Genomic DNA, 25,292 nt, shown 5'->3' on the forward strand with positions numbered 1-25,292 from the left:
CCAGTCAGTACAGGATCTCCCGACCCGGCTCCGCGCGTACGCGGTCGAGCGTGCCCACGCCGCTCGGCAGTGGGCACGCGACTACCGCTCGCGGACCGAGGACGGCGCCATCGCGATGCACGGTCTGATCGTCGCCTCGGTGGTGGTGACGTTCCTGGCCTTCTTCGCCGGCTCGCGGTGGACCATCATCCCGATCGCGGCGTTCCTGGGCACGATGGGCGTCGGCTGGTCCCGCTACCAGGCGGAGGCCGCGAAGGCGCTCACCCTCCTCACCACCGTGGTGACGGTGTCGATACTGACGCTGATCGTCGCGTTCCTGCTGTACGAGTCGATCCCCGCCGTCCGGGCGATGGGGGCCGACCTCGTCACGCAGGTCCGGAACCCCGCGATGGAGAACCCCACGCTCGGGCAGGGGCTGTGGGGCCGCAACGGCGTCTGGTCGCTCACGCCGATGATGCTCGGCACCGCGATCACGACCGTCATCGCGACGCTGATCGCGGCGCCGATCGGGATCGCCGGCGCGGTGTTCGTCAGCGAGATCGCGCCCCGGCGCGTCCGCGAGGTGGTCAAACCCGGCATCGAACTGATGGCGGGCATCCCCTCGATCACGTACGGGTTCATCGGCCTCACGATCCTGAACCAGTACTTCTACGCCGAGTTCGGCACCCCGACCATCGGCTCGTACTTCGCGGCCGGCCTGATGATCGGCGTCATGGCGCTGCCGACGGTCGTCACCGTCGCGGAGGACGCGCTGAACGCGGTGCCCGAGGAGATCAAAAGCGGCGCGCTCGCGATGGGGTCGACCCAGTGGCAGACGACCAAGAGCGTCACTATCCCCGCCGGGCTCTCGGGCGTCTCGGCGGGCGTCCTGCTCGGCGTCGGCCGCGCGATGGGCGAGACGATGGCCGCGACGGTGATGCTCACGCACACGAAGGGGTTCCCCTCGCCGTTCTTCGACGTGTTCTCGCGGTACGGCGAGACGCTCACGACCGTCATCGCGTTCGAGGGTGGCAACGCCAGCGGCGTCCACATGAGCGCGCTGTTCGCGGCCGGCGTCGTGCTGTTCGTGATGGTGATGCTGCTGAGCGTCACCTCGCAGTACGTCGAGTGGCGGATGTACCGGAAGCTCGGAGGTGACCGATGAGCAACGTCGATCGGAATCGACTCGCGGCCGCGGACTCCACGACGGGCGACCTCGTGTCGCGGGGCGTCGTCGCCGCAGCCGTCCTCACGTTCGTCGGCTCGTGGCTGCTGTTGCTCCAGTGGGTCGACGAACTGGCGACGGTCGGCGGGATCAGCGTGCTGAAGCTCCTCGGCGTCGGGCTGATCGTCGTCGGCGGCGGTCTCGGGTTCGTCGGCGTCGGCTCGCGGCTGAACTACATCGACACCGCGCCGTCGTCGTCGGCGGGCATCGTCGTCGGAAGCATCTTCGGCTTGCTGTGGGCGATCGTCGGCGGCCTCGCCGCCACGCTCGTGCTCGGTAACGCGGCCGTGCTGTGGCTCCCGGTCGCCGCCCTGTTCGGGGTCGGCGGCTTCCTCGGCTCGGTGCTGCCGAGCGAGGACGTGGGGTCGACCCTGCCCGTCGCAGGGATCCTGCTCCTGCTCGGCGGCTTCGTCGCCGTCGGCGGCATCAACGCCGGCTGGACGTGGTCGCCGGCGTGGTCCTCGGCGGAGTTCCCGGGGAGCGAGCTCGTCCCGATCCTCGTCGTGTTCGGCACCTTGCTCGGCGCCTGGAGCGCCGGAAAAGCGAAGGAGGGGTTCGGCGCCGAGGGGCGGCAGGCGGGCGCGTACTACCTCATCGGCTCGGTCGTGTTCGGGATGCTCGGCGTGCTCGCGCTGCTGATCGCGTTCATCGTCACCAATGGGCTCCGGACGATGCTCACGGGGTCGAGCCTGCTCGGCGGGCAGCTCACGGTGCCGCTCGTCGGCGTGACGATCCCGTGGCCGTCGTTCCCGTTCCTGCTGAACCAGACCGGCGGGCTGTACGTCGAGATCCCGGGCGTCCTGCCCGCGGTGCTGGGGACGCTCTGGCTCGTGTTCGGCGCGGTACTGTTCGCCGTCCCGCTGGGGGTCGGCGCCGCCGTGTTCCTCACGGAGTACGCCGAACGCGGGCGGTTCACGCAGGTCGTCGAGGTCGCGACCAACGGGCTCTGGAGCACGCCGAGCATCGTGTTCGGCCTGTTCGGACTGGCCTTTCTCGTCCCGCGGATCAGCGGGGGGAACTCGATCGTCGTCGGCCAGCTCGTGCTCGGCTTCATGCTGCTGCCGCTGGTGCTGATCACGAGCCGCGAGGCGATCCTCGCGGTGCCCGACGCCCACCGCGACGCCAGCGCCGCACTCGGCGTCACGAAGTGGCAGACCATCCGCAGCGTCGTAATCCCGGCGGCGATGCCGGGCACGATCACCGGCGTCATCCTCGGCGTCGGCCGCATCGCTGGCGAGACCGCACCGCTGCTGCTCGTGTTCGGCGGGTCGCCGTACCCGAGCACCTTCCCGAACGTCCTCGGCAGCTTCGAACTCAGTACGCAGCCGCCGTTCGTGACGAACGAGGCGCTGCTCTCCCCCGCGAGCGCACTGCCCTACCAGCTGTACTCGACGATCACGGCGGGCGTGTTCCCCAAGGAGATATTCACGAACACCGAGTTCGGCTGGGGGACCGCGCTCGTCCTGCTGCTCGTCGTCGTCGGCCTCTACGCCGTCGGCGTCGGCAGCCGACTCTACTTCAGGAGGAAACTACACCATGAGTGAGACAGACACACGCTACGACACCGAACAGCAACTCACGACCACCGGCGAGAGCACCGAGGAGGTCCGCGAGGCGTGGACCGAGCACGAGTTCGCGGGCGACGCGAAGCTCGCCGTCGAGGACCTCGACGTCTACTACGGCGACGAGCAGGCGCTCCAGAGCGTCTCCCTCGACGTCCCCGACGAGTCGGTCACGGCGCTGATCGGCCCCTCGGGCTGCGGGAAGTCGACGTTCTTGCGGTGTCTGAACCGCATGAACGATCGCATCTCGAGCGCCCGGGTCGACGGCTCGGTCACCCTCGACGGCGAGGAGATCTACAGCGACGGCGTGAACCTCGTGGAGCTCCGCAAGCGCGTCGGGATGGTGTTCCAGGAGCCGAACCCGTTCCCGAAGTCGATCCGGGACAACATCTCCTACGGCCCGCGGAAACACGGCGATCTCGACACCGGGCTGCTCGCCCGCCTGCTCGGCCGCGACGGCGCCGAGGCGGAGGACGAACTCGTCGAGCGTGCGCTCCGCCGGGCCGCACTCTGGGACGAGGTGAACGAGCGCCTCGACGACAACGCGCTCGGGCTCTCCGGCGGCCAGCAACAGCGGCTCTGCATCGCGCGCTGTCTCGCGGTCGACCCCGACGTGATCCTGATGGACGAGCCCGCGAGCGCGCTCGACCCCATCGCGACCGCGAAGATCGAGGACCTGATCGAGGAGCTCGCCCAGGAGTACGCGGTCGTTGTCGTCACGCACAACATGCAACAGGCCGCCCGCATCAGCGACCAGACCGCGGTGTTCCTGACCGGCGGGGAGCTCGTCGAGTACGGCGGGACCGACCAGATATTCGAGAACCCGCAGAGTCAGCGGGTCGAGGACTACATCACCGGCAAGTTCGGCTGATGGAGACGAGGAAAGTCCAGCAGGTCGGCGGCGGCACGTACACCGTCTCGATCCCCATCTCGTGGGCCGAGGAGCACGAGATCCAGGCGGGCGGGACCGCGTACCTCTACACCCACTGCGACGGCTCGCTCGTCGTTCGCTGGGGCGAGCGCGAGGAGGGCACGCTCGGCGCGGTCGATGTCGACCTCGACGGCCGGCACGACGGCGCCGTCGCCACGCGGACGCTGAACGCGGCGTACACCACCGGTTTCGAGCGTATCACCCTCCACACGACCGACGCTGCCCAGCGCGAGGCGATCAGGGATCGAGCCCGGACGCTGGTCGGCGTCGACGTGGCCGAGGAGTCGGACGAGCACGTCGAGGTCGGGTGGCTGCTTGACGCGAGCGGGCTCTCGATCGATCAGTCGGTCCGCCAGCTCCGGTTCGTCGCCGGCTCGATGTTCGACGCCGCGCTGGCGACGTTCGCGGGCGCGACCGCCGAGGCGGGGTACATCACCGACCGCACCGAGGAGACCGACCGACTGGCCCGGCTGGTCGAGCGGCAGTTCACCCGCGCAATGGTGCTGTTCGAGGAGCTCGACCGGCTGGACGCGACGCGCCCACAGCTGTTCGCGCAGTACCGTGCCACGCGCGAACTCGAACGCGTCGCGGCCGACGCCGCCGAGATCGGGCGTGCCGTCCGCCAGTCCGGGCCCGCTGCGTCGACCGAACTCGCCGAGGAGATCCAGACCGTCGGCGACGAAGTCCACGAGGCAGTCGAAGCGGCGGCGGACACTGTCACCGACGGGGGGTCGACCGCGACGGCACACGAGGCGCTGGACCGAGCCGGCGCTGCCACCGAGGAGGCACGACGGCTCCACCGGACGGTCGCGACGGAGGAGCCGCCCTCAGCTGTCCTGTTCACCCGCGTCCTCGACGGCGTGCTTCGTATCGCGGGCCACGCCAAGGCGATCGGTGAGGTCGCACTCGAACGCGCGGTTCGACCGTAGCGGCTGCGTTGCATCAGCAGCGACTGATAGAACTGGTCCGTCGAACGAGGACGCTGAGAGTTTTGCGTTCGCGCCCCCACGCCCCGACATGGACGCCCACCTGCGGGCCGGCGTCGCGGTCTACAACGAGGGCGAGTACCACGGCGCACACGACGCCTGGGAGGAGCTGTGGCTGGGGCTGGAGACGGGCACCGACGACGAGCGACTGCTCCACGGCCTCATCCAGTTTACGGCGGCGGTGTTTCACGCGCGGAACGGTAACTGGGCCGGTGCGGTCGGGCTGGCTGACAGTGGACGGGGGTATCTCCGGGGCCTCCCCGGGGCGTATCGGGGCGTCAACGTCGAAACTGCGCGCTCGTACCTCGCAGCGCTCGAAACCGACCCGGAGCGGATCGAACGGGCACGACCGCCGGCGCTCCGCGTCGACGGCGAGGCACTGCTGTACGACGATCTCCCGTTCGACGCGGCCGTGGTCGCCGCCGGCGTGCTCGCTTCGGAGTACGGGTACGACGAGTCGCGCCGAGAAGGGGCCGCAGCCTTCGCCCGGGAGAACCTTGCTGCCGGTGAAACGACCTTCGAGACGCTCGTGCTGGAGTTCCTCCGAGACCAAGCGGGGCAGTGAGGATCTCCGTATCGGCCACCCACGCGACCGTCGCGAAAGCTGTCACTGGGGGCTCTCCACGAGGCCGGCGTCAGCACCCCACTGTGGGACGTGCTACCACGACTACCGCCAGCGCGGGGCTTAACACCCCCCGGGCGAACTACCCACACACATGCGAGAGGACTTCCTGCTTCTCAACCCCGGTCCGGTGCCGATGAGCCCCGAGGCGCGCGAGGCGATGAGCGAGCCGATGGTCTCCCACCGGTCGGCGGCGTTCGAGGCGGTGTACGAGCGCGCACAGGACGGGCTCGAGTACGTGTTCGAGCGATCGACGCCGAGCGAGGAGCGAACCGCCCGCGGCGGCGAGGCGCTGATCCTCAACGGCACCGCGACGATGGGGATGGAGGCCGCCGTCGCGAACCTCGTCGACGCCGTCGACGAACTCGTCGCCGTCGTCAACGGGAAGTTCGGCCGGCGGTTCAAACGCATCGCCGAGCGCCACTGCGAGGTGACGCCCGTCGAGTTCGACTGGGGCGACCCCGTCGACGTCGACGCCGTCGCCGACGCGGTGACCGACGAAACCGAGGTCGTGACGGTCGTCCACAACGAGACCAGCACCGGGCTGATCAACCCCGTCCCCGAGATCGGAGAGATCGCCGACGAGCACGGCGCTCGCTACGTCGTCGACGGCGTCACCTCGATCGGCGGCGACGAGTTCCGGCTCGACGACTGGGGCGTCGACATCGCGGTCACGGACGGCCAGAAGGCGCTCGCGGCGCCGCCGGGGGTCTCCGCGCTGTACGTCGCCGACGGCGTCGACGTCCACGTCGACGGCGAGTCGGCACCGTTCTACCAGGATCTGGACTGGCACAGCCGGAAGGCGGGCCAGCACCAGACGCCGTTCACCAGCGCGGTGCCGCTGTTCCGCGGCCTCGCGGTCGCGGTCGAGGAGATCGAGGCCGAGGGGATGGGGCCGCGGATCAAGCGCCACCGCCGACAGTCGACCGCGTTCCGCGAGGCGATGTGGGCGATGGGGCTTTCGTCGTTCCCGGACCTGAACGCCGAGAGCAGCTACTCCAACACGCTGACGGCGATCGAACTTCCCGAGGGCGCCCGCGAGGAGGACAGCGACGCGTTCTTCGACGCGGTCCAGGACCGCGGGGTGTCGATCTCCGGCGGACAGGCCCACCTCGGTGGCGAGATCTTCCGAGTGAGCAACATGGGGAACCTCTCGACCGAACAGCTCCTGCGCGGGATCAGAGCGATCGGCGAGGCGTTCCGGGAGGTCGGCGTCGACGTAGATCTCGAGGCGGGAATCGAGACCGCCGAGTACGAACTGCGGGACTGAGCAGTCAGTCCAGCAGCCCCGTCCGCTCGAACAGCCTCTCGAGCGCGTCCATCGTCGTCACCACGTCGTCGCAGTGGGGTTCGACGGCGTCCTTCGGCTCGAACCCGACCGCGTGGCCGGCCGCCTGCAGCATCGGCAGGTCGTTCGCGCCGTCGCCGACCGCGACCGTGTTCGCGAGGTCGACCCCGTACTCCTGGCAGAGCTCATCCAGTGCCTCGTCTTTGGTTCCCTCGATCAGCGGCCCCTCGACCTCGCCGGTGAGTTCGCCGTCCGCGACCGGGAGTTCGTTGGCGACGATCCGGTCGACGCTCGCGCCGTCGCGTTCGAGTGCCGCCTCCACGCCGGGGGTGAACCCGCCGGTGAGGATCGCGGTCGTGTGGCCGGCGTCGTTCAACCGCTCGAGCACGTCGGCGGCCCCCTGCCGGAGCGCGGTCTCCTCGTACGCCGCCGCGGCCTCGTGTTCGGGCAGCCCCTCGAGCATCGCCGCGCGCTCGCGGAGGCTCTCGGCGTAGGAGAGCTCCCCGCGCATCGCGCGGGCGGTGATGTCGCCGATCGTCTCGGCGACGCCGTAGCGTTCGCCCAGTGCCACCAGCATCTCCGCCTCGGAGAGCGTGCCGTCGAAGTCGAAGGCGACCAATGTCATGGAGTCGGCTGCGTGCTCCGGGGTAATGAGTCCCCGCGCTTTTTGCCGCGGCCGTGAGAGGACCGCGGTGTGTCCCTCCACTCGCGCAGAGCGTTCCTGACGGCCCTCGGTACTGCGGCGGTCGCATCGACGGCCGGCTGTGCTGGCGGAATCCCGGGCGAGGACTGGCCGACGACCGCCGACGGCACGACCGACCCCCTTCCGGGCGAGCGCGACGGCTGGCCCCAGTACCGCCGGGACGCGGGCCACAGTGGGTTCGTCCCGGCACAACGCTTCGACGATCCGAGCGAGGACTGGCGCGTCGAGACGCCCGGCGGGCTGGCGTCGCCGGCGGTCGTCGGCGACAGCGTGTTCGTCCACGGGATCTCCGGATCGGACGACGAGGGGCCGACGGTCCGGTCGCTCGCGGCCGTCGACGGGACCGAACGCTGGCGGCGTCGACTGCCGTTACTCGGCAGCGGCTACTCGGGCGCCACACCCACCGTCTACCGGGGATCGGTGTACGTTGGGGGCCTCGACGGACTCTACGCGATCGACGCACGGGACGGGAGCCGGCGCTGGGCGTACGAGACGGGCAGCTCGGTCAACGAGGCAGCCGTCGGCGTCGACGGGCGCGTGTTCGCAACCAACGGAAGCGAACTGTTCGCCTTCGACGAGCGCGGGAACCGACAGTGGACCTATCAGAACGGCGATGACCGGGCAACGTTCGCCGCGCCGGCGCTCGCGGGGGAGCGTCTCGTCCACACGACGACGGTGGTCGACTCCGTCGTCGGCTTCGATCCGGCGGTGAACGGCCCCGTCTCCGAGTGGCTCTACGAGGACGGCTCCGGATTCCACGAGATCGTCGCCGCCGGAGACACTGCCTACGTCACGGGGGACGAACACCTCCACGCGATCGACCCCGACCCGGGAGAACGGCGCTGGCGGGCGCCGGTAGCCGCCTCGGCGACGCCGGCGACCGACGGCGACCGCGTCTATCTCACGACCGAGTCGGACACCCTGGTCGCGCTCGCGGCCGGTGACGGGGAGCGGCTGTGGGAGGCGATGCTGGCCGACGAGGAGGGAGTCTCCCTCCGGACGCCGCCGCTGGTGACCGAGCGGTCGGTCGTCGTCACCACCGAACGAACACAGGGCGACGCGGGGATTACCACCTACGCGGTGGACCGCCGCAGCGGCGAGGTACAGTGGCGCGTCGAGCACGACGCACGCGTCGCGGACGGTGCCGTCGCCGTCGGTGGGCGGTTGTACGTCGCGATGTACGACGCCAGGAGCGAGATGGGGACGCTGCTCGCGCTTCGGGACTGACGTGGGGGACGACGTGAGCTCGTCGTGCTGGCTGCTGTGGGGGTCTCTCGCCCCTACGCGACCGTGAGCCGGTCGCGGGCCCCGAGAGGTAGCCGATCTACGGCCGGATGAACGCACACGCCGTCAGCGACGGCTCGGGCTCGGTTCCAGGCTCCCCGCCGCCGGTGCGTTCGACGGTGTCGCTGACCGGGCGGCGGGCGACCTCGCCCGCTGCATCCGCGAGCGACATCGACTTCGCCGCCGCGGCCGTTGTTGATCGCCGTTCCTGCGTATTCTCCCAGTACTACGACGGCTATTAACCACGATCGTGCCTATTTCGTGTGCCAGTCGATCCCCCGGTGGAGAAAGCGTTAACCCCCGTGGGTAGTTCACTCGGGGCGTGAAGGTACTCATCACGGACCCGATCGCGGACGCCGGGATCGAACGGCTCCGCGAGACGGGCCACGAGGTGGTCACCGCCTACGACGTCGCCGGAACCGCGCTGCTCGACGCCGTCTCGGACGCCGACGCGTTGATCGTGCGCTCCGGCACCGACGTGACCGAGGAGCTGTTCGCGGCCGCACCCGACCTCCAGATCGTCGGCCGCGCCGGCATCGGCGTCGACAACATCGACATCGACGCCGCCACGGAACACGGCGTGATCGTCGCCAACGCGCCGGAGGGGAACGTCCGCGCGGCCGCCGAGCACACCGTCGGGATGACGTTCGCGACCGCGCGATCGATCCCGCAGGCCCACGGCCGCATGGTCGAGGGGGCGTGGGCGAAAGGGGAGTTCCTCGGCACCGAACTCAACGGGAAGACGCTCGGCATCGTCGGCCTCGGGCGCGTCGGGCAGGAGGCCGCCAAACGACTGGGCGCGCTGGGGATGGAACTGGTCGCGTACGACCCCTATATCAGCGAGGAGCGCGCCGAGCAGATCGGCGCCGAACTGGTCGAACTCGACGAGTGTATCGACCGCGCGGAGTTCCTCACCGTCCACGTCCCGCTGACCGACGAGACGGAGGGGCTGATCGGCGAGGAGGAACTCGCCCAACTGGAGGACGGCTACGTGATCAACGTCGCCCGTGGCGGCGTCGTCGACGAGGCCGCACTGGCCGACGCGGTCGAGGACGGCGTCGTCGCCGGCGCGGCGCTGGACGTGTTCGCCGACGAGCCGCTTCCGGAGGGGTCGCGCCTGCGCGAGGTCGAGGATATCGTCCTCACCCCGCACCTCGGCGCGTCGACGGCGGAAGCCCAGGAGCACGTCGCCACCGCCACCGCTGACCAGGTGCTCGCGGCGTTCGCGAGCGAACCGGTGATGAACGCGCTGAACGCTCCCTCGGTGGACGAGAGCGCGTTCCCCCGGATCGAGCCGTACATCGGGCTCGCGGAGACCGCCGGCCGCGTCGCCGCGGAGCTGTTCGACGGCCGGATCGAGGAGATCGAGGTGAGCTACGCCGGCGAGATCGCCGAGGAGGACGTGGAGCTGGTCACCGCCAGCGCCCAACAGGGTGCGTTCGCGCCGCTGGAGTGGCAGGTCAACGCGGTCAACGCCCCCCGTGTCGCGGCGGAGCGCGGCGTCGACGTGACCGAGACCAAGACCCGTTCTTCGGAGGACTTCCGGAGCCTCCTGACGGTCACCGTGGGTGACGGCGAGACGGAGCTCGCGGTCTCCGGAACGCTGTTCACCGGCGAGGAGCCGCGGCTGGTCTCCATCGACGGCTACCGCGTCGACGCGCTGCCCCACGGCCACATGCTGGTCGCGCGCAACGAGGACGCGCCGGGTGTGATCGGCCTGATCGGCACCGTGCTCGGCGAGCACGGCGTCAACATCGCGGGGATGTACAACGCCCGCGAGACGATCGGCGGCGAGGCGCTGACGGTGTACAGCCTCGACAACGCGGTGCCCGACGAGGCGATCGAGGAACTGGTCGCGGACGACCGGATCATGGACGTCCAGGAGATCGACCTCACGAACTGACCGCGGCTACGTGGACTCGGCGTCGTCGCCCGGCGCCGTCTCGACGCCGTTGACGTCGAACCGAGTGCCCCCGTCGTCGCCCTCCCGAACCGTGATCGACCAGCCGTGTGCAGCGACGATCTCCTCGACGATGTTGAGCCCGAGCCCCGTCCCCTCGTCGTCGGTCGTGTACCCCGCCTCGAAGACGCGATCGCGGTCGGACTCAGGGATCCCCTTCCCGTCGTCGGCGACGTAGAACCCGTCCGCCGTCCCGCCGACGCGGACGGTGACGCCCGGCTCGTTGTGGTCGACCGGGTCGTCGGACTCCGTCCGACTGTCCGTGGGACCGTGTTCCACGCTGTCGTCGGGCTCTGCCCGACTGCCAGTGGAGCCATGCTCCACGCTGTCACCGGACGCCTGCGGCGTCCGGTTGCCTGTGGAACCGTGTTCCACACTGTTCCGAAAGAGGTTCTCGAACAGCTGCCGGAGTCGGCTGTTGTCGGCCCGGATCTCGCGGTCGGTGTCGACCTCGAGTGTCGCCCCGGGCGTCTCCACGACCTCCCACGCGGCCCGGCTGACGTCACCGATGTCGACGGGCTCGACCGTCTCGACCGACCGCCCCTCGCGGGCGAGCGTCAGGATGTCGTCGATCAGCGTCGCCATGCGCTCGTGTGCCCGCTGGGCGATCGCCAGATGTTCGGTGTCGTGTTCGGCCCGGGCCAGTTCGACGCGCCCCTGGGCCACGTTGAGCGGGTTCCGGAGATCGTGGCTGACGATGCTGGCGAACGACTCCAGCCGGTCGTTCTGTCGCTCGAGGGCGCGCTCGCGCTCCCGGAGCGCCGAGACGTCCACGAGCACGATCACTCGGTCGGGGCGGCCGATCCCGGCGTCGAACGAGGCGAACCGCACGTCCAGGTGCCGCCGTGTTCCGCCGGCGTCGACGACGAGATCCTCCGCCGACTCGTCGGCCCGGAACCGTTCGAGCAGTTCGGGGGTGGCGTCGAGGACGCGGTCGACGGGCTCGCCGACGGCCGGGTCGTCCCCGAGGCCGAGCAGCCGTCGGGCAGCGCTGTTGAGGTCGACGACCCGCCCGTCGTTCCCCACGACGACGACTCCTTCCTCGAGCAGTTCGAGCACGGCGTCCCGTCCCTGGGCGGGTTCGATCTCGTCCCAGGTCACCACCGCGTAGGCGAACGCCACACCCGTGACCGAGAAGAACAGTTCGGGCTCGATAGGGCTGGCCTCCATCAGGTAGAGGAGCTGTGCCAGCCACGGGACGAGCGGGCCGATCAGCAGCGCCAGCACTCGGCGCTCCAGGATCCGGTCGGCGTAGACGACGGTGCGGAGCACGAGCGCCGTCGCGGTGAGGTTCAGGAGGTTGCTGTACACCCAGCCGAGCCAGAACACGGGACCGAACGTCCGCTGGAGGCGGACCACGCCGTCGACGACCGCGAGGTCGACGCTGGTGCGGACCAGCCCGTGGGCGGCGTTGGTCCAGGACAGCAGGACGAGCACCACGAGCGGCGCCGCGAGCAGTCCCAGGTGCGTTCGGCTGACGCGGTCGTCGTCGCCCGACAGCGCGACCGCGAACGCGAAGATCGAGACCGGCAGCAGGGCGATCCCGACGTACTGAACGTTGACCCAGACCAGCTTGGCCGACAGCGTCGTCGCCGCGAGCTGGAGCGCGTTCCCGCCAGTCCAGATCGCGACCGCGAGGTTGAACGCGACGAGCGACCGGCTGGTCTTGGAGTCGCGCCGAGCGAGCAGGAACGCCGCGACCGATGCCGTGAGCAGCGCCGTCGCGGCTGAGAGCCCGACTTCGGCCGTGAACTGCATTACCTCGCCCCCTGCAGTGATCGTGTCAGTAACATCTACCCTGTAGCCTTGCCGAAAAATGAACAGAAACTGGGATAAAGTTGTGGCATGCCACGACGGAGCTACGGAGTAAGTTGATCGATAACGAAACCGTAACCATTACCGAACTGATCGGTGTCCTCCCGTATAGCGCTTGTGTGCTGGCCTCGGGGGTGAAGATGTTCGCCCGAAGCCGCTCGTGACTGGGGGCGACCGCTCGCGTACGACCGCCACGAGCGTCGACGCCCGGACCGCCGGGTTCGATGGGGATATATCCGCTCCCCTGTCACTCCATCCCATGAACACCGGTGACCGCCGATGACCGCCGAGGCCCGACAGTTCGTCGACGACCACGAGGACGAGCAGCTCGCGGACCTGTTCGAGCTCCTCGCCCAGCCGTCGATCAGCGCGACCGGCGAGGGGGTCGCGGACTGCGTGGAGCTGGTCCAGGAGCTCTGTGCGGGCTACGGCTTCGACGACGCGATGCGGGTCGAGACGCCGGGACAGCCGGCGGTGATCGCCCGGGCAGCGGCGGCACCGGAGATTGACGACCCCGATACGATCTTCGTCTACGGCCACTACGACGTCCAGCCGGCCGACCCCGACGAGTGGACCACGCCGCCGTTCGAGCCGACGATCCGCGAGGGGCCGGACGGCCGAGAGCGCATCTACGCCCGCGGCGCCGGCGACAACAAGGGGCAGTGGTTCGCCCACCTCTGTGCGGTCCGGGCGCTGCGGGCGACCACCGGGCTGCCGGTCAACGTCACGCTCCTGCTCGAGGGCGAGGAGGAGAGCGGGAGCCCCAACCTCGGCGGGGTCGTCCGGGAGTACGCCGACGTGCTGGGCGACGCGGAGTTCGCGTACGTCGCCGACGGCCCCATCGACGAGTCCGGCCGCCCGCACGTCCTGATGGGCGCCCGCGGGATGCAGTACGTTCAGGTCGACGTGCAGGGGCCAAACCGCGACCTCCACTCCGGGAACTACGGCGGCCCGGTCCCCAACCCCGCGTGGGAGCTGGTCCGGATCGTCGCGTCGCTGAAGGACGAGTCGGGACGGGTGACGATCGACGGCTTCTACGACGACGTGCGGCCGATCGAGCAGCGTGACCGCGAGGCGCTCGACGCGATGCCGTTCGACGCCGAGGCGGTGAAAGCGGATCTCGGGATCGACGCCTTCGCCGAGGGGCCGGGCGAGAGCTACCTCGAGAAGCTGCTGTACTACCCGACCTGCAACATCTGTGGGTTCACTTCGGGGTACGGCGGCGAGGGGAGCAAAACCGTCCTCCCCTCGACGGCGACCCTGAAGATGGACATGCGCCTCGTCGCGGATCAGGACCCCGAGGCGATCTACGACGCCTTCGAGGACCACGTCCACGAGCACGCCACCGGCGTCTGTGACGTGACGGTGACGAAGATGGGACAGATGTACCCCCAGCGCACGCCGCTGGACCACCCGATCCGGGAGCCGGTGATGGCCGCCGTCGCGGCCGCGTGGCCGACCGAGCCCATCCTGAAGCCGACGCTGGGCGGGTCGCTGCCCACCGCGGTGTTCGAGCGCGAACTCGGCCTCCCCTGCGTGACGGTGCCGTACGCCAACGAGGACGAGAACAACCACTCCCCGGACGAGAACCTCGCGCTCGACTGCTTCCGGAGCGGGGTGCGGACGAGCGTCGAACTGTTCGGCGGGCGTTCGGAGTAGTCGCAGTCTGGTTCCCTCGTTCAGCCCAGAGTGTGTGACGATCTCGCGAACGTACGACTCAGCTGTCGTCGTGGTAGTGACGCGTTTGTTACCAGACGTGGCTCACCCGACCGAAGGTGTATCCGTCGGCACGGGGAGGTACCGAACCCGATGGCACTGAAACCCGCAGAGACCCGCGAGCTGTTCGACCGGGAGTGTTCCTTCCCGATAAACCGGGACGCAGTTCTCGAGAGGGTCGGGAACCTGGCCATCGAGTCGCCGAACGGTGAGGATAGCGAACTCGAGGTGGTGCTCTCCCGAAGCAGCGACACCACGTACACGTCCGCCGAGGAGCTACACAACACGCTGATGGGGAATCTGGGGGACGATCACGTCGGGCGCAAGTACTACGACGACCGATCGAACACGAACACCCACGACACCGAGCTCTCGTTCTGACCGCCCGTCAGAACGCGAGCGCGTCGTCGACGTGGCGCTCCTGGGTCGCGACCACGACGCCCGACTCCGTGCTCACGTCGGCGTCGCCGTAGTCGAGCACGCCGACCGAGGCGTCGGCCTCCACGCGCGCCTCGACCGCCGCCTCGGGATCCGTGACCGTTTCGGGCAGCACGAATCCGCTCGTGATACTGAGCAGATCCTCCTCGCTGTCGGCGACGCTGAACCCGGTCGCCACGGCCGTCGGCGCCGTCTCGCCGACCTCGATCCCCACGTCGTCACCGATCGACACCTGCGTGTAGGACTCCTGGCCGACCGCCGACTGGATCGACGCGAGCGGGCCGTCGCTGCCCACCCGTCGGTCGCCGTCCTCGCGGGCGTCGATCAGCGACTCCATCGCCGCCCGGTCCTGGTCGCCCGCGGCGGCGATCGCGATCCGGCCGTCGGCGACGCCGACGAGGTAGGAGGAGAGCGTGGCGTCGACGCGGTAGAGCTCGTAGCCGCTGTACGTGCTGTTGACGGTTTCGGCGTCCAGCTCGTCCTGGTACGCCGCCACCATCGCCGACTGGTCGAACTCCGCCTCGACGCCGTACAGCGAACTCGTCCAGCTGCCGTTGTAGTAGACGGAGTCCAGTTCGCCGAACGCCATCGTCGGCACGGGCGGTTCGAGGAACGCCGCCATCAGGTCGTATCGGTCGCCGAGCGTGTGGCGGTTCTCGTCCAGGTCGGCGGGCTGCATCGCCCGCATCGACTCCCCGCCCTGGTCGGCGCCGCTTCCCTCCCGCTCGGGCGTCCACTGGCCGTAGACGGTCGCGTTCGCGCTCCCGGCAATCCCGCCGGAACAGCCGGCGACCCCGGCGACTGCGGCGGCACCGCCGATTCGGAGGGCGTCGCGTCGGGTGATCGTTCGGTCGTCCATGCCCGGACGAGGGTACCGTGGCTCAAAACCCTTCTTACCGGGCTCGCTGAAAAGGGACCGCCTCAGGCCACGTCGTCGCGTCGCACGGCGGTTCTGGCTCCCGTCTCGCGTTTCGCCGCCGGGCAGCCAGTACGGATAACTTCCTGGAGGATGACAGACGCCGTATGAGCAGCATCCTCGAACTGTCTGTCGACGCCGAGGAGCCGGGGCTCCGGCGCTCCTCGACCAGCGAGACGCTGCGGCGGGCTACCGCCGAACTCGTCGCCAACACGCTGCTCGAGACGCGGACCGTCTGAGCCGTCGATGCCCGGAACGCTCACACAGATTGGGATCGTGCTGTTGACCGTCGGCGGGCTCTGGGTCGGCGCCCGCCTGCTCGTCGACGCGGTCGTCAGGCTCGCCCGCCGGTTCGGGCTCTCGGACCTCGTCATCGGCCTCACCGTCGTCGCTATCGGCACGTCGACGCCCGAACTGGCGGTGTCACTCGACGCCGCGTTCAAGGGGCTGAGCGACATCGCGGTTTCGAACGTGCTCGGCTCGAACGTGTACAACCTCGCGTTCGTGCTGGGCGTCGTGGCGTTGCTCCGGGTGATCCCGATCGAGAAGTCGCTGGTCCACCGCGACGGCCTCGCGCTGCTGGCCGGCACCGCCGCCGCCGGCGGCCTCCTCCTGAACCTCAGTTTGACCCGTTTCGAGGGTGCCGCGCTGATCGCGCTGTTCGTGCTGTACACCGTCTATCTCCTGAAGACGGCCGAGGAGCCCGACGCCGAGATGGACCCCGAGACGATCACCCGCGACACTCTCGAACAGCCGTCGTTCCGCGGGCGCGACGCCGTCCTGCTTGTCGCTGGACTGGCGCTCGTGCTCGGCAGCGGCGACATACTCGTACGAACGGCCTCGGACCTCGCCCGCGGCGCCGGCGTCTCGGAGTGGGTGATCGGCGGCACCGTCGTCGCCGCGGGCACGTCGACGCCGGAGTTCGCGGTGTCGCTGGTGGCGCTGCGCCGAGGGAGTCTCGGCGTCTCGGTAGGGAACGTCGTCGGCAGCAACCTCTTCAACCTCATGGGCGTGCTCGGGCTGGCCGCGCTGATCCACCCGCTGTCGGTGAGCGCCGACGCGCTGTCGACGCTCGCGTGGCTGGGTGGTGTGACCGTCGTGATGGTCGCCGCGCTGTGGTCCGGCCGGGAGCTGTCGCGCGTCGAGGGCGGGCTGTTCGCCGGCTCGGAGATCGTCCGCTGGATCGTCGGCCTGCTGGGCTGAGTCGGTCTGCGTTTCCGCCACGGATGGGTTTATCTCCGGCCGGCCGCCACTCCCGCCATGACCGAGCCACGCGACGAGCGGTTCGATCACCTGTTCGCCTCGACGGTGCGCGACCGTCTCGGCCGCCAGGGGTACGGCAGCAGCGCCTCCCCGGGCGTCGAGGACGCCGTCCCGCTGACGTACGGCTTCCCCTACCCCGACTCCTTCCCGACCGCGGCGCTCGAAGCCGCCACCGAGACCGTGCTCGAGGAGGAGGGCGCGGACGTGCTCCAGTACGGCGGCGGCGAGTACGCCGAGCGCCTGCGGGACGGCCTCCTCGCCCGCGAAGGGACACGCGGGATCGACGCAACGCGGGACCAGTTGCTGCTCACCAACGGCGCGACCCACGCGCTGGACGCCGTCTCCTCGACCTTTCTCGACCCCGGCGACGAGGTGCTGGTGGAGTCGCCGACGTTCGTCTGGAGCCTCGCAGTACTGGACAACCGCGGCGCCGCGCTCACGGGGGTGGACCTCGACGCGGACGGCCTCGATCCGGACGCGCTGGAAGCGACGCTGGAAGCCCGCGAGGCGGCGGGCGAACCGACGCCGAAGCTGCTGTACACGATTCCGGAGTTCCAGAACCCCACAGGAGCGACGCTGACCGAGCAGCGCCGCGAGCGCGTGCTCGAACTGGCCGAGCAGTACGATTTCCTGATCGTCGCCGACGACGCCTACGGCGAACTCCGCTTCTCGGGCGAGTCGCCGCCGCCGCTGGCCGCGATGGACGACTCGGGGCGGGTGATCCGCGTGGGGACCGTCTCGAAGACGATCGCACCCGGGGTTCGGACGGGCTGGATCCTCGCCGACGAGGTGCTCGCCGACCAGATCGGCGATATGCTGGCCGGCGGCACCAACACGTTCACCCAGAGCGTGCTGGGACGGTATATGGACGCCGGCCACTACCAGCCCACGCTCGACGAACTGCTTGACGGCTACGAGCGGCGACGCGACGCGATGCTGGACGCGCTCGACCGCCACCTCCCGCCCGGCTCCTCGTGGACCGAGCCCGAGGGTGGCTTCTTCCTCTGGGTCACGCTGCCCGAAGGCGTCGACGCGGAGGAGATGCTCCCGCTGGCCGCGGAGGAGGGGGTGACCTACCTCCCTGGCGAGCGGTTCTTCGTCGGAAATTCGGGGCAGGGGACGCGCTCGGCGCGGCTCTCGTTCAGTCACTGCTCGCCCGAGGAGCTGGAGGAAGGTGTCGCCGCGCTCGCGCGGGCGACCGAGGCGTATCTGGAGAACCACTCGGCGTAACAGCTTTGTACCCCCGTCCCACATTCACACCCGTGACAACCGCGACCATCGACGCCGCTGTCGGCAGCGCCCGACAGCCGCGGGTCGCGTTCCGGCCGCGGGCCGCTTAGGCCCAACTCTACTTTCCACCTCGTCACCGTTTCGCTGCTGTTCACCACTCTCCCCCTTCGCGTAGCGTGTAGTACTACATTTTTTTACAGAATTGAAAGCAATGTATTTATTGGGCAGCGCCCGTCAGAGTCGTGTATGACGAAAGTCGCGCTCGCGTTCAGCGGTGGACTGGACACCACCGTCTGCGTCCCGCTACTGAAAGAGGAGTACGGCTACGACGAAGTGATGGCCGTCACCGTCGACGTCGGCCAGCCCGAGGCGGAGTTCGCGGAGGCCCGCGAGACCGCCGACGCGCTGGGGCTGGAGATCCACGTCGTCGACGCGAAAGCCGAGTTCGCGTCACTCTGTTTCGACTCGGTTCGTGCGAACGCCACCTACCAGGGCTACCCGCTCGGGACGGCGCTCGCCCGTCCCGTGATCGCCGAGGCGATCCTCGACGTGGCGGAGGCCCAGGACTGCGACGCCATCGCCCACGGCTGCACCGGGAAGGGGAACGACCAGCTCCGTTTCGAGACGGTCTGGCGCGGATCCGACCTCGAAGTCGTCGCGCCCGTGCGCGAACTCGGCCTGACCCGCGAGTGGGAGGTCGAGTACGCTGCCGAGCGCGACCTGCCCGTCGAGGCCGGCAACGAGGGGACGTGGAGTATCGACACGAACCTCTGGTCCCGCTCCGTGGAGGGTGGCGACCTCGAAGACCCGAGTCACGTCCCGAGCGAGGAGATCTACGAGTGGACCCAGACCCCCAGCGCCGGCGAGGAGCTGGTCGACATCGAGTTCGAGGACGGCTACCCCGTCGGCCTGAACGGCGAGCTACTGGACCCCGTCGACCTGATCGAGAACCTCAACGCGCTCGCTGGTGCCCACGGCGTCGGCCGCACGGACATGCTCGAGGACCGCATGCTCGGGCTGAAGGTGCGCGAGAACTACGAGCACCCCGCCGCGACCGTCCTCCTCACCGCCCACGAGGCGCTCGAACAGCTCGTGTTCACGAAAACCGAGCGCGACTTCAAACCCCAGATCGACCAGCAGTGGGCCGAACAGGCGTACCGCGGGCTGGTGTTCTCGCCGCTGACCGAGAGCCTGAACGGCTACCTTGACGCCTCACAGGAGAAAGTCACCGGCACGGTGACGGTGAAACTCCAAGGCGGCGGCGTCCGCCCGGTCGCCCGCGAGTCCGAGTACGGCGTCTACTCCGAGAACGCCGCCTCGTTCAACACCGAGACCGTCAACGGGATCGAGCAGGCCGACGCCACCGGCGTCGCGAAGTACCACGGGTTCCAGGAGCGTCTGGCCAACCAGGTGACGGAGGCCGCCGAGAAAGAAGACGAGGAGGAGAAAGCGACGCTCTCGACCGACGGCGGGGAGTAGATGACTGACCAAGGAGACGACTTGGCGGGTGACGGCTCCGCCGCGACGAGCGGCGAGACCGTGATCCGCCGCGATCGCTTCGCCGGCGGGCCCGCGCGCTCGTTCATGTCCAGCCTCGACGCCGACACGCGCATCTTCGCGGCCGACCTGGCGGTCGACCGCGCACACGTCGTGATGCTGGCCGAGCAGGGGATCGTCGGCGACGGCGACGCCGCGGCGATCCTCGATGCGCTCGACACTGTCGAGGACGCGGGCCACGACGCGCTCCCCGAGGGCGAGGACGTTCACGAGGCGATCGAGTCGGCGGTCGTCAACGAAGTCGGGCCCGCGGGCGGGAAGATGCACACCGCGCGCTCGCGCAACGACGAGGTGGCGACCTGCATCCGCTACCGCTTCCGCGAGGACCTGCTCGACGCCGCCGAGGCGTCGCTGGAACTCCGTGGCGCGCTGCTCGACGCGGCTGCCGAGGAGACCGACACCGTCGTCCCCGGGTTCACCCACCGCCAGCACGCCCAGCCCACGACCGTGGGCCACCTGCTCGCGTCCTACGCAGGCGCGGTCGCCCGCGACACGGAGCGCCTGCTCGCGGCCTACGAGCGCACGAACCGCTCGCCGCTCGGATCCGCCGCGTTCGCAGGCACTACGTTCGACGTGGACCGCGAGCGCACCGCCGAACTGCTCGGCTTCCACGACCTGATCGAGAACGCCGCCGACGCGGTGACGGCACGCGACTTCCTGATCGAGGGCTGTTCGGCGTTCGCCGCGCTGTCGGCGACGCTTTCGGGGCTCGCGACCGACCTGATCGAGGGCGCGAAGGACGGCCACGTCGACCTCGACGACGCGTACGCCTCCACCTCCTCGATCATGCCCCAGAAGAAGAACCCCGACTCGCTGGAACTCGTCCGCGCGGTGTCCGGCGACGCCGTCGGCGACCTCACGGGGCTGCTGACGACGCTGAAGGGGCTCCCCCGCGCGTACAACCGCGACCTCCAGCGCGCCACCCCCCACGCGTGGGACGCGGTGGACATCGTGACCGAAGCGACGGAGGTCACCGCCGGCGCCGTCGCGACCGCCGAGTGGGACGCCGAGGCCTGTGCGGCCGACGCCGGCGCGGGGTTCTCGACGGCGACGGGCGTCGCGGACGCGCTCGCGGCGGCGGGCGTCCCGTTCCGCACCGCCCACGAACTCGTCGCTGATGCAGCCAGCGAGATCGACGACGCGTCGACAGTCGACGAGCAGGTCGACGCGCTCGCGGCGGCGGCCGAGGGTGTGCTCGACGACTCGCTCTCGGCGTACGTCGACGAGGCGACGCTCGCCGATCTGCTCTCCCCCTCCGGGAGCGTCGCGGCACGTGACTCCCGCGGCGGTCCCGCGGCGTCGGCGGTCGAAGACTCGCTGATCCGCCTGCGCGACACTCACGAGGACCACGCCGCGGCGGTCGACGCCAACCGCGAGACGCTCGCGAACGCGGAGAACCGCCTGAGTACGGTGGTGAACGAGTATGTCTGAGCACGCCAGCACGTCGACGCCAGTTCCGCGGCGACAGCCACGGCCACGGCGGCGACGGCTCCCACCACGGCCGGCGCCCCGTTGCCGGCCACCACGGGGGCCGCGACCACGGCCCGTCCGGGCCATCACTCACTCCGCGCCGCCGCGGGCGATTCCGGGTGGCACCGATTCGGGTGAATTCAGCGCGTAGATACTTCTCCAAGTATAATTTACGCAGATTAAATAGACGGATTAAAGTACTCCCGTCGCCTCCTTCGGAGTACGATGTCAGAAGCGAACTGCGTGACCTGCGGTGGTACTGTCGCACTGCCCAACGACGTGGAGGTCGGCGAGATCGTCGACTGCGGGAGCTGTGGCACCGAACTCGAAGTCGTGGGCGTCGACCCCGTCGAACTGGACGAGGCGCCCGACCTCGCCGAAGACTGGGGGGAGTGATGGACGTCGGTCTGCTCTACTCCCGCATCCGGCCGGACGAGAAGCTCCTGCTGACGGAGTTGCGCGAGCGGGGCCACGAGGTCCACAAGGTCGACGTGCGCAAGGCGACGTTCGGCCTCGACTCGCCGCCCGAACCGCTCGGGGAGTGTGACGTGGTGCTCGACCGCTGTATGGCGACTTCGCGCTCGCGCTACGCGAGCCGGTTCGTCGAGCACTACGACCTGCCGGTGGTCAACAGCCCCGAGACGGCGAAGGTGTGCTCGGACAAGGTCGAGACGACGCTTGCGCTCTCGGAAGCCGGGGTGCCGACGCCGGAGACAACCGTCGCGTTCACCCGCGACAGCGCGCTCGAGGCGATCGAGGCGTTCGGCTACCCCTGCGTGCTGAAGCCGGTCGTCGGGTCGTGGGGCAGACTGATGGCGAAACTGGAGTCGCGCTCGGCCGCCGAGGCCGTGCTGGAACACAAGGAGACGCTGGGCCACTACGAGCACAGCGTGTTCTACGTCCAGCAGTTCGTCGAGAAGCCCGGCCGCGACCTGCGCGTGCTCACCCTCGACGGCGAACCCGTCGCGGCGATGAGCCGCAGTTCCGACCACTGGCTCACCAACGCCGCGACGGGTGCCGAGACCGAGACGTTCGAGATCGACGGCGAGGTCGAACGCCTCGCTCGCGAAGCCAGCGCGGCTGTCGGCGGCGGCGTGCTCGGTGTCGACCTGATGGAACTGGGCGAAGGCGCTGAGGAGGGGTACACCGTCCACGAGGTCAACCACACGGTGGAGTTCAAGGCGCTCAACGCCGCGGTCGACGTCGACGTGGCCGGCGAGATCGTCGACTGGCTGGAGGCCGAGTACGCGACACCGACCGCGGAGGTGGAGTCGTGACGCTCACTGCGAGCGTCGTCGGCGCCTCCGGCTTCGCGGGCGGGGAGCTGCTCCGCCTGCTCGCTGCCCACCCCGAGTTCGAGGTCGTCCAGGCCACCTCCCGCGAGTACGAGAACCGCACGGTGGGGTACGTCCACCCGAACCTCCGTGAACTCGACCTGCGCTTCTCCGACCCGACGGAGCTCGAGTCGGTCGACGCGCTGTTCGCGGCGACGCCCCACGGCGTCTCGATGGACCACGTCGAGGAGTATCTCGACGCCGCGGAGACGCTGATCGACCTCTCGGCGGACTTCCGCCTCGGCAGCGAGGCGGCGTACGACGAGTGGTACGACGGCCACACCGCCCCCGAACACCTCGACCACGCCGTCTACGCGCTCCCGGAACTCGGTCGCGAGGGGCTCGCGGGGGCCGACATCGTCGCCTCCGGCGGTTGTAACGCCACGGCGACGATGCTCGCACTCAAACCGCTGGTCGACGCCGGCCTGCTGACGCCCGAGGATCAGGTCGTCGCCGACCTCAAAGTCGGCTCCTCGGAGGGTGGCGCCGGCGGCGGCGCGGCCTCCTCGCACCCGGAGCGCTCGGGCGTCGTCCGCCCGTACGCGCCCACGGGCCACCGCCACGAAGCGGAGATCGAGGAACAGTTGGGGCTCTCCCTGTCCTTCAGCGTCCACGCGGTGGACATGGTCCGCGGCGCGGCCGCGACCTGCCACACGTTCCCGACCGGCGGCGACGGCGAGATCGAGACCCCCGATCTCTGGACGGCCTACCGCGACGCCTACGAGGAGGAACCGTTCGTGCAACTGGTCGCGGGCGGGGGCGGCGTCTACCGCTACCCCGAGCCGAAATCCGTCGCGGGCACGAATCTCGCGGAAGTCGGCTTCGCGGCCGACGGCGAGCGCGTCGTCGCCTTCGCGGCCATCGACAACGTGATGAAGGGCGCTGCTGGGCAGGCGGTCCACGGCGCCAACATCGCGTTCGGGCTCGAGGAGACGGCCGGACTCGACCAACAGGGGCTCCACCCGGTGGGCTCGCCATGAGCGAGTCCAACGCCGCGGTGGGGCCGGGCCAGCCGCCGCTGGTCGTGAAAGTCGGCGGCGCCCGCGCGGTCGATCCGGCGGGCGTGATCGAGGACGTGGCCCACATCGCCGCGGCCGGCCGCCAGGTCGTCGTCGTCCACGGCGGCTCGACGGCGGTCGACGACACGCTCGAAGCGATGGGTCGCGAGCCCGAGTACGTCACGACGCCGTCGGGCGTCTCCGGACGTTTCACCGACGCGCCGACGATGGAGGTGTTCGAGATGGTGTTGCCCGGGAAGCTCAACACCGAACTCGTCACCGACCTCCGCGCGGCGGGCGTGAACGCGGTCGGGCTCTCGGGCGTCGACGGCGGTCTCGTGACGGGCTCCCGCAAGTCCGCCGTCCGCGTTGTCGAGGACGGCAAGAAGAAGATCCGCCGGGGCGACCACGCGGGCAAGCCGGAGTCGGTCAACGCCGACCTGCTCGACTCGCTGCTCGCGGACGGCTACGTGCCGGCGGTCTCGCCGCCGATGCTGGCCGACGACGGCACCGCCGCCAACGCCGACGCCGACCGCGTGGCCGCGCTGCTGGCCGCGGAGCTCGGCGGCGAACTCGTGCTGCTGACCGACGTGGAAGGCGTTTACGAGGACCCGGACGATCCCGAGACCCTGATCGACGAGGCGTCGACGCCAGCCGAGTTCGCGGCCGTCGAGGAGGCTGCGGAGGGGTTCATGAGCCGCAAGGTCCACGCCGCGGAGGAGGCGCTGACCGGCGGCGCCGAGGGCGTCGTCGTCTCGGACGCCACGCTCCGCAAGCCCCTCCTCGCCGCGCTGGAGGGCCACGGTACTTGGATCGCGAAGGAGGCGGTCGCGGGCGAGGAGCCCACCGCAGCGAACGGGGGTGACGCCGAGTGACCGGCGAGGGGTTCGTCTTCTCCGAGAAACCCATCGAGATCGAGTCGGGGTCGGGCGTCACGCTCACCGCGAGCGACGGCACCGAGTACCTCGATTTCGGCGCCTCCTACGCCTGCACGCCGCTGGGGCATTCGCCGCCGGCGGTCGTCGACGCGATCCGCGAGCAGGCCGAGGAGCTGCTGTACGTCCAGGGCTCCTACCCCGTCGCCGCGCGCACCGCGCTCCAGGAACAGCTCGGCGAGGTCGCGCCGGGCGACCTCTCGAAGGTGTGGCTCTGTAACTCCGGCACGGAGGCCAACGAGGCCGCGCTGAAGTTCGCGCGCTCGGCGACCGACCGCGAGAACGTCGTCGTCGCCAAGCGCGCGTTCCACGGCCGCACGCTCGGCGCGCTCTCGCTGACGTGGAAGGACGACTACCGCGACCCGTTCGGGCCGCTCCCGGGCGGCGTGGAGTTCGTCCCCTACGGCGACGAGGCAGCACTCGCCGAGGCCGTCGACGACGAGACCGCAGCAGTGTTCCTCGAACCGATTCAGGGCGAGGGTGGCGTCCACCCCGCCGGCGACGCGTACCTTCGGACCGCCCGCGAGGTGACCGAGGAGGCGAGCGCGGCGCTCGTGCTCGACGAGATCCAGACCGGCGTCGGCCGCACCGGGACGATGTGGGCCTGCCAGTCGGCGGGAATCGTTCCGGACGTCCTCACCGCCGCGAAAGGTGTCGCCTCCGGCCTCCCGCTGGGCGTGACGCTCTGTGCGGACTGGATCGCCGAGGGCGCGGGGAACCACGGCTCGACGTTCGCGGGCAACCCCGTCGTCGCCGCCGCGGCGGGCGCGACGCTGACGCAGTTGCAGGCCGAGAGCGTGCCCGAGAACGCCGCTGCGGTGGGAGAACACCTGCGCGCGGAGTTGCGTGCTGCGGTCGACGAGCACGACCTCCCTGTCCGCGAGGTGCGCGGCGACGGGCTCATGATCGGCGTCGAGGTCAAACGCGGGTCGATGCGCGTGCTCCGGGAACTCGCGCTCTCGGAGCAGCTGCTCGCGCTCCCGGCCGGGCGCTCGGTCGTGCGCCTGCTCCCGCCGCTCGTGATCGACGAGAGCCACGCCGAGAGCGCTGTCGACAGCCTCGTGGAGGTGCTCGGCTGAC

General features: G+C 69.9%; 24 protein-coding genes. 20 read left to right on the forward strand and 4 right to left on the reverse strand.

What is annotated here, in order from left to right; translation table 11 throughout:
- The first annotated feature begins 115 nt into the window (after positions 1 to 115).
- From pstC to B4589_RS01510, 6 genes are all read left to right on the forward strand, one after another.
- Positions 116 to 1,144 (forward strand): phosphate ABC transporter permease subunit PstC, encoded by a 1,029-nt coding sequence (pstC, locus tag B4589_RS01485; protein ID WP_394353855.1) that lies wholly within the window; start codon positions 116 to 118, stop codon positions 1,142 to 1,144.
- On the forward strand, positions 1,141 to 2,748 hold the full coding sequence (gene pstA, locus B4589_RS01490) for a phosphate ABC transporter permease PstA (RefSeq protein WP_079232596.1): 1,608 nt from the start codon (positions 1,141 to 1,143) through the stop codon (positions 2,746 to 2,748). Before pstC ends, pstA begins: the two co-directional genes overlap by 4 nt.
- Positions 2,741 to 3,637, forward strand: a complete 897-nt coding sequence (pstB, locus tag B4589_RS01495) for a phosphate ABC transporter ATP-binding protein PstB (protein WP_079232597.1) — start codon at positions 2,741 to 2,743, stop codon at positions 3,635 to 3,637. The genes pstA and pstB overlap by 8 nt, the downstream gene beginning before the upstream one ends.
- Positions 3,637 to 4,626: an AbrB/MazE/SpoVT family DNA-binding domain-containing protein gene (locus B4589_RS01500; RefSeq protein WP_079232598.1), complete on the forward strand. Its 990-nt coding sequence runs from the start codon at positions 3,637 to 3,639 to the stop codon at positions 4,624 to 4,626. The genes pstB and B4589_RS01500 overlap by 1 nt, the downstream gene beginning before the upstream one ends.
- Positions 4,627 to 4,714: 88 nt before the next feature.
- The gene (locus tag B4589_RS01505; protein ID WP_079232599.1) at positions 4,715 to 5,248 is read left to right on the forward strand and encodes a DUF309 domain-containing protein; all 534 of its coding nucleotides are present in this window, start codon (positions 4,715 to 4,717) and stop codon (positions 5,246 to 5,248) included.
- A gap of 151 nt (positions 5,249 to 5,399) precedes the next feature.
- Positions 5,400 to 6,575: an alanine--glyoxylate aminotransferase family protein gene (locus tag B4589_RS01510; RefSeq protein WP_079232600.1), complete on the forward strand. Its 1,176-nt coding sequence runs from the start codon at positions 5,400 to 5,402 to the stop codon at positions 6,573 to 6,575.
- 4 nt (positions 6,576 to 6,579) lie between these two features.
- Here B4589_RS01510 and serB read toward each other — a convergent pair whose 3' ends face one another.
- Complete coding sequence (serB, locus tag B4589_RS01515) at positions 6,580 to 7,218, reverse strand: phosphoserine phosphatase SerB (protein WP_079232601.1); 639 nt, start codon at positions 7,216 to 7,218, stop codon at positions 6,580 to 6,582.
- A 69-nt stretch (positions 7,219 to 7,287) separates the two neighbouring features.
- On the opposite strand from serB, the gene B4589_RS01520 reads away from it, so the two are divergent.
- Positions 7,288 to 8,523, forward strand: a complete 1,236-nt coding sequence (locus tag B4589_RS01520; RefSeq protein ID WP_079232602.1) for a PQQ-binding-like beta-propeller repeat protein — start codon at positions 7,288 to 7,290, stop codon at positions 8,521 to 8,523.
- Between the two features lie 97 nt (positions 8,524 to 8,620).
- On the opposite strand, the gene B4589_RS18095 is transcribed toward B4589_RS01520, so the two are convergent.
- On the reverse strand, positions 8,621 to 8,752 hold the full coding sequence (locus B4589_RS18095; protein WP_255246111.1) for a hypothetical protein: 132 nt from the start codon (positions 8,750 to 8,752) through the stop codon (positions 8,621 to 8,623).
- A 150-nt stretch (positions 8,753 to 8,902) separates the two neighbouring features.
- Here B4589_RS18095 and serA point away from each other — a divergent pair, with 150 nt between their 5' ends.
- Positions 8,903 to 10,483 carry a phosphoglycerate dehydrogenase gene (gene serA / locus B4589_RS01525; protein ID WP_079232603.1) on the forward strand — a complete coding sequence of 527 codons (1,581 nt, stop codon included), beginning with the start codon at positions 8,903 to 8,905 and terminating at the stop codon, positions 10,481 to 10,483.
- Positions 10,484 to 10,489: 6 nt separating this feature from the next.
- On the opposite strand, the gene B4589_RS01530 is transcribed toward serA, so the two are convergent.
- The gene (locus B4589_RS01530) at positions 10,490 to 12,298 is read right to left on the reverse strand and encodes a histidine kinase N-terminal 7TM domain-containing protein (protein ID WP_079232604.1); all 1,809 of its coding nucleotides are present in this window, start codon (positions 12,296 to 12,298) and stop codon (positions 10,490 to 10,492) included.
- A gap of 336 nt (positions 12,299 to 12,634) precedes the next feature.
- Here B4589_RS01530 and B4589_RS01535 point away from each other — a divergent pair, with 336 nt between their 5' ends.
- The gene (locus tag B4589_RS01535; RefSeq protein ID WP_079232605.1) at positions 12,635 to 14,014 is read left to right on the forward strand and encodes a M20/M25/M40 family metallo-hydrolase; all 1,380 of its coding nucleotides are present in this window, start codon (positions 12,635 to 12,637) and stop codon (positions 14,012 to 14,014) included.
- A 150-nt stretch (positions 14,015 to 14,164) separates the two neighbouring features.
- A complete protein-coding gene (locus B4589_RS01540; protein WP_079232606.1) occupies positions 14,165 to 14,452 on the forward strand; it encodes a hypothetical protein in 288 nt (95 codons plus the stop codon).
- 7 nt (positions 14,453 to 14,459) lie between these two features.
- On the opposite strand, the gene B4589_RS01545 is transcribed toward B4589_RS01540, so the two are convergent.
- Positions 14,460 to 15,368 (reverse strand): hypothetical protein, encoded by a 909-nt coding sequence (locus B4589_RS01545; protein ID WP_079232607.1) that lies wholly within the window; start codon positions 15,366 to 15,368, stop codon positions 14,460 to 14,462.
- A gap of 164 nt (positions 15,369 to 15,532) precedes the next feature.
- Between B4589_RS01545 and B4589_RS18100 the strand changes: the two genes are divergently transcribed.
- The 10 genes from B4589_RS18100 to B4589_RS01590 all read left to right on the forward strand — a co-directional run bounded on the left by B4589_RS18100 (position 15,533) and on the right by B4589_RS01590 (position 25,291).
- The gene (locus B4589_RS18100) at positions 15,533 to 15,664 is read left to right on the forward strand and encodes a hypothetical protein (protein WP_255246112.1); all 132 of its coding nucleotides are present in this window, start codon (positions 15,533 to 15,535) and stop codon (positions 15,662 to 15,664) included.
- Positions 15,665 to 15,671: 7 nt separating this feature from the next.
- Positions 15,672 to 16,628 carry a calcium/sodium antiporter gene (locus tag B4589_RS01550; RefSeq protein WP_079232608.1) on the forward strand — a complete coding sequence of 319 codons (957 nt, stop codon included), beginning with the start codon at positions 15,672 to 15,674 and terminating at the stop codon, positions 16,626 to 16,628.
- 57 nt (positions 16,629 to 16,685) lie between these two features.
- The gene (locus B4589_RS01555) at positions 16,686 to 17,918 is read left to right on the forward strand and encodes a PLP-dependent aminotransferase family protein (RefSeq protein WP_079232609.1); all 1,233 of its coding nucleotides are present in this window, start codon (positions 16,686 to 16,688) and stop codon (positions 17,916 to 17,918) included.
- A gap of 246 nt (positions 17,919 to 18,164) precedes the next feature.
- Positions 18,165 to 19,397 carry an argininosuccinate synthase gene (locus tag B4589_RS01560; protein WP_079232610.1) on the forward strand — a complete coding sequence of 411 codons (1,233 nt, stop codon included), beginning with the start codon at positions 18,165 to 18,167 and terminating at the stop codon, positions 19,395 to 19,397.
- Complete coding sequence (argH, locus tag B4589_RS01565) at positions 19,398 to 20,906, forward strand: argininosuccinate lyase (protein WP_079232611.1); 1,509 nt, start codon at positions 19,398 to 19,400, stop codon at positions 20,904 to 20,906. It abuts the gene before it with no gap.
- 264 nt (positions 20,907 to 21,170) lie between these two features.
- Complete coding sequence (gene lysW, locus B4589_RS01570) at positions 21,171 to 21,341, forward strand: lysine biosynthesis protein LysW (RefSeq protein ID WP_079232612.1); 171 nt, start codon at positions 21,171 to 21,173, stop codon at positions 21,339 to 21,341.
- Complete coding sequence (gene lysX, locus B4589_RS01575) at positions 21,341 to 22,222, forward strand: lysine biosynthesis protein LysX (protein WP_079232613.1); 882 nt, start codon at positions 21,341 to 21,343, stop codon at positions 22,220 to 22,222. The genes lysW and lysX overlap by 1 nt, the downstream gene beginning before the upstream one ends.
- Positions 22,219 to 23,259, forward strand: a complete 1,041-nt coding sequence (gene argC, locus B4589_RS01580; RefSeq protein WP_079232614.1) for an N-acetyl-gamma-glutamyl-phosphate reductase — start codon at positions 22,219 to 22,221, stop codon at positions 23,257 to 23,259. Before lysX ends, argC begins: the two co-directional genes overlap by 4 nt.
- Positions 23,256 to 24,152, forward strand: coding sequence for an acetylglutamate/acetylaminoadipate kinase (locus B4589_RS01585; RefSeq protein WP_079232615.1), 897 nt, complete (start codon positions 23,256 to 23,258; stop codon positions 24,150 to 24,152). Before argC ends, B4589_RS01585 begins: the two co-directional genes overlap by 4 nt.
- Positions 24,149 to 25,291 carry an aspartate aminotransferase family protein gene (locus tag B4589_RS01590; protein ID WP_079232616.1) on the forward strand — a complete coding sequence of 381 codons (1,143 nt, stop codon included), beginning with the start codon at positions 24,149 to 24,151 and terminating at the stop codon, positions 25,289 to 25,291. The genes B4589_RS01585 and B4589_RS01590 overlap by 4 nt, the downstream gene beginning before the upstream one ends.
- The last annotated feature ends 1 nt before the right edge of the window (position 25,292 follow it).

It is taken from the genome of Halolamina sp. CBA1230 (assembly GCF_002025255.2).
Classification (GTDB): Archaea; Halobacteriota; Halobacteria; order Halobacteriales; family Haloferacaceae; genus Halolamina.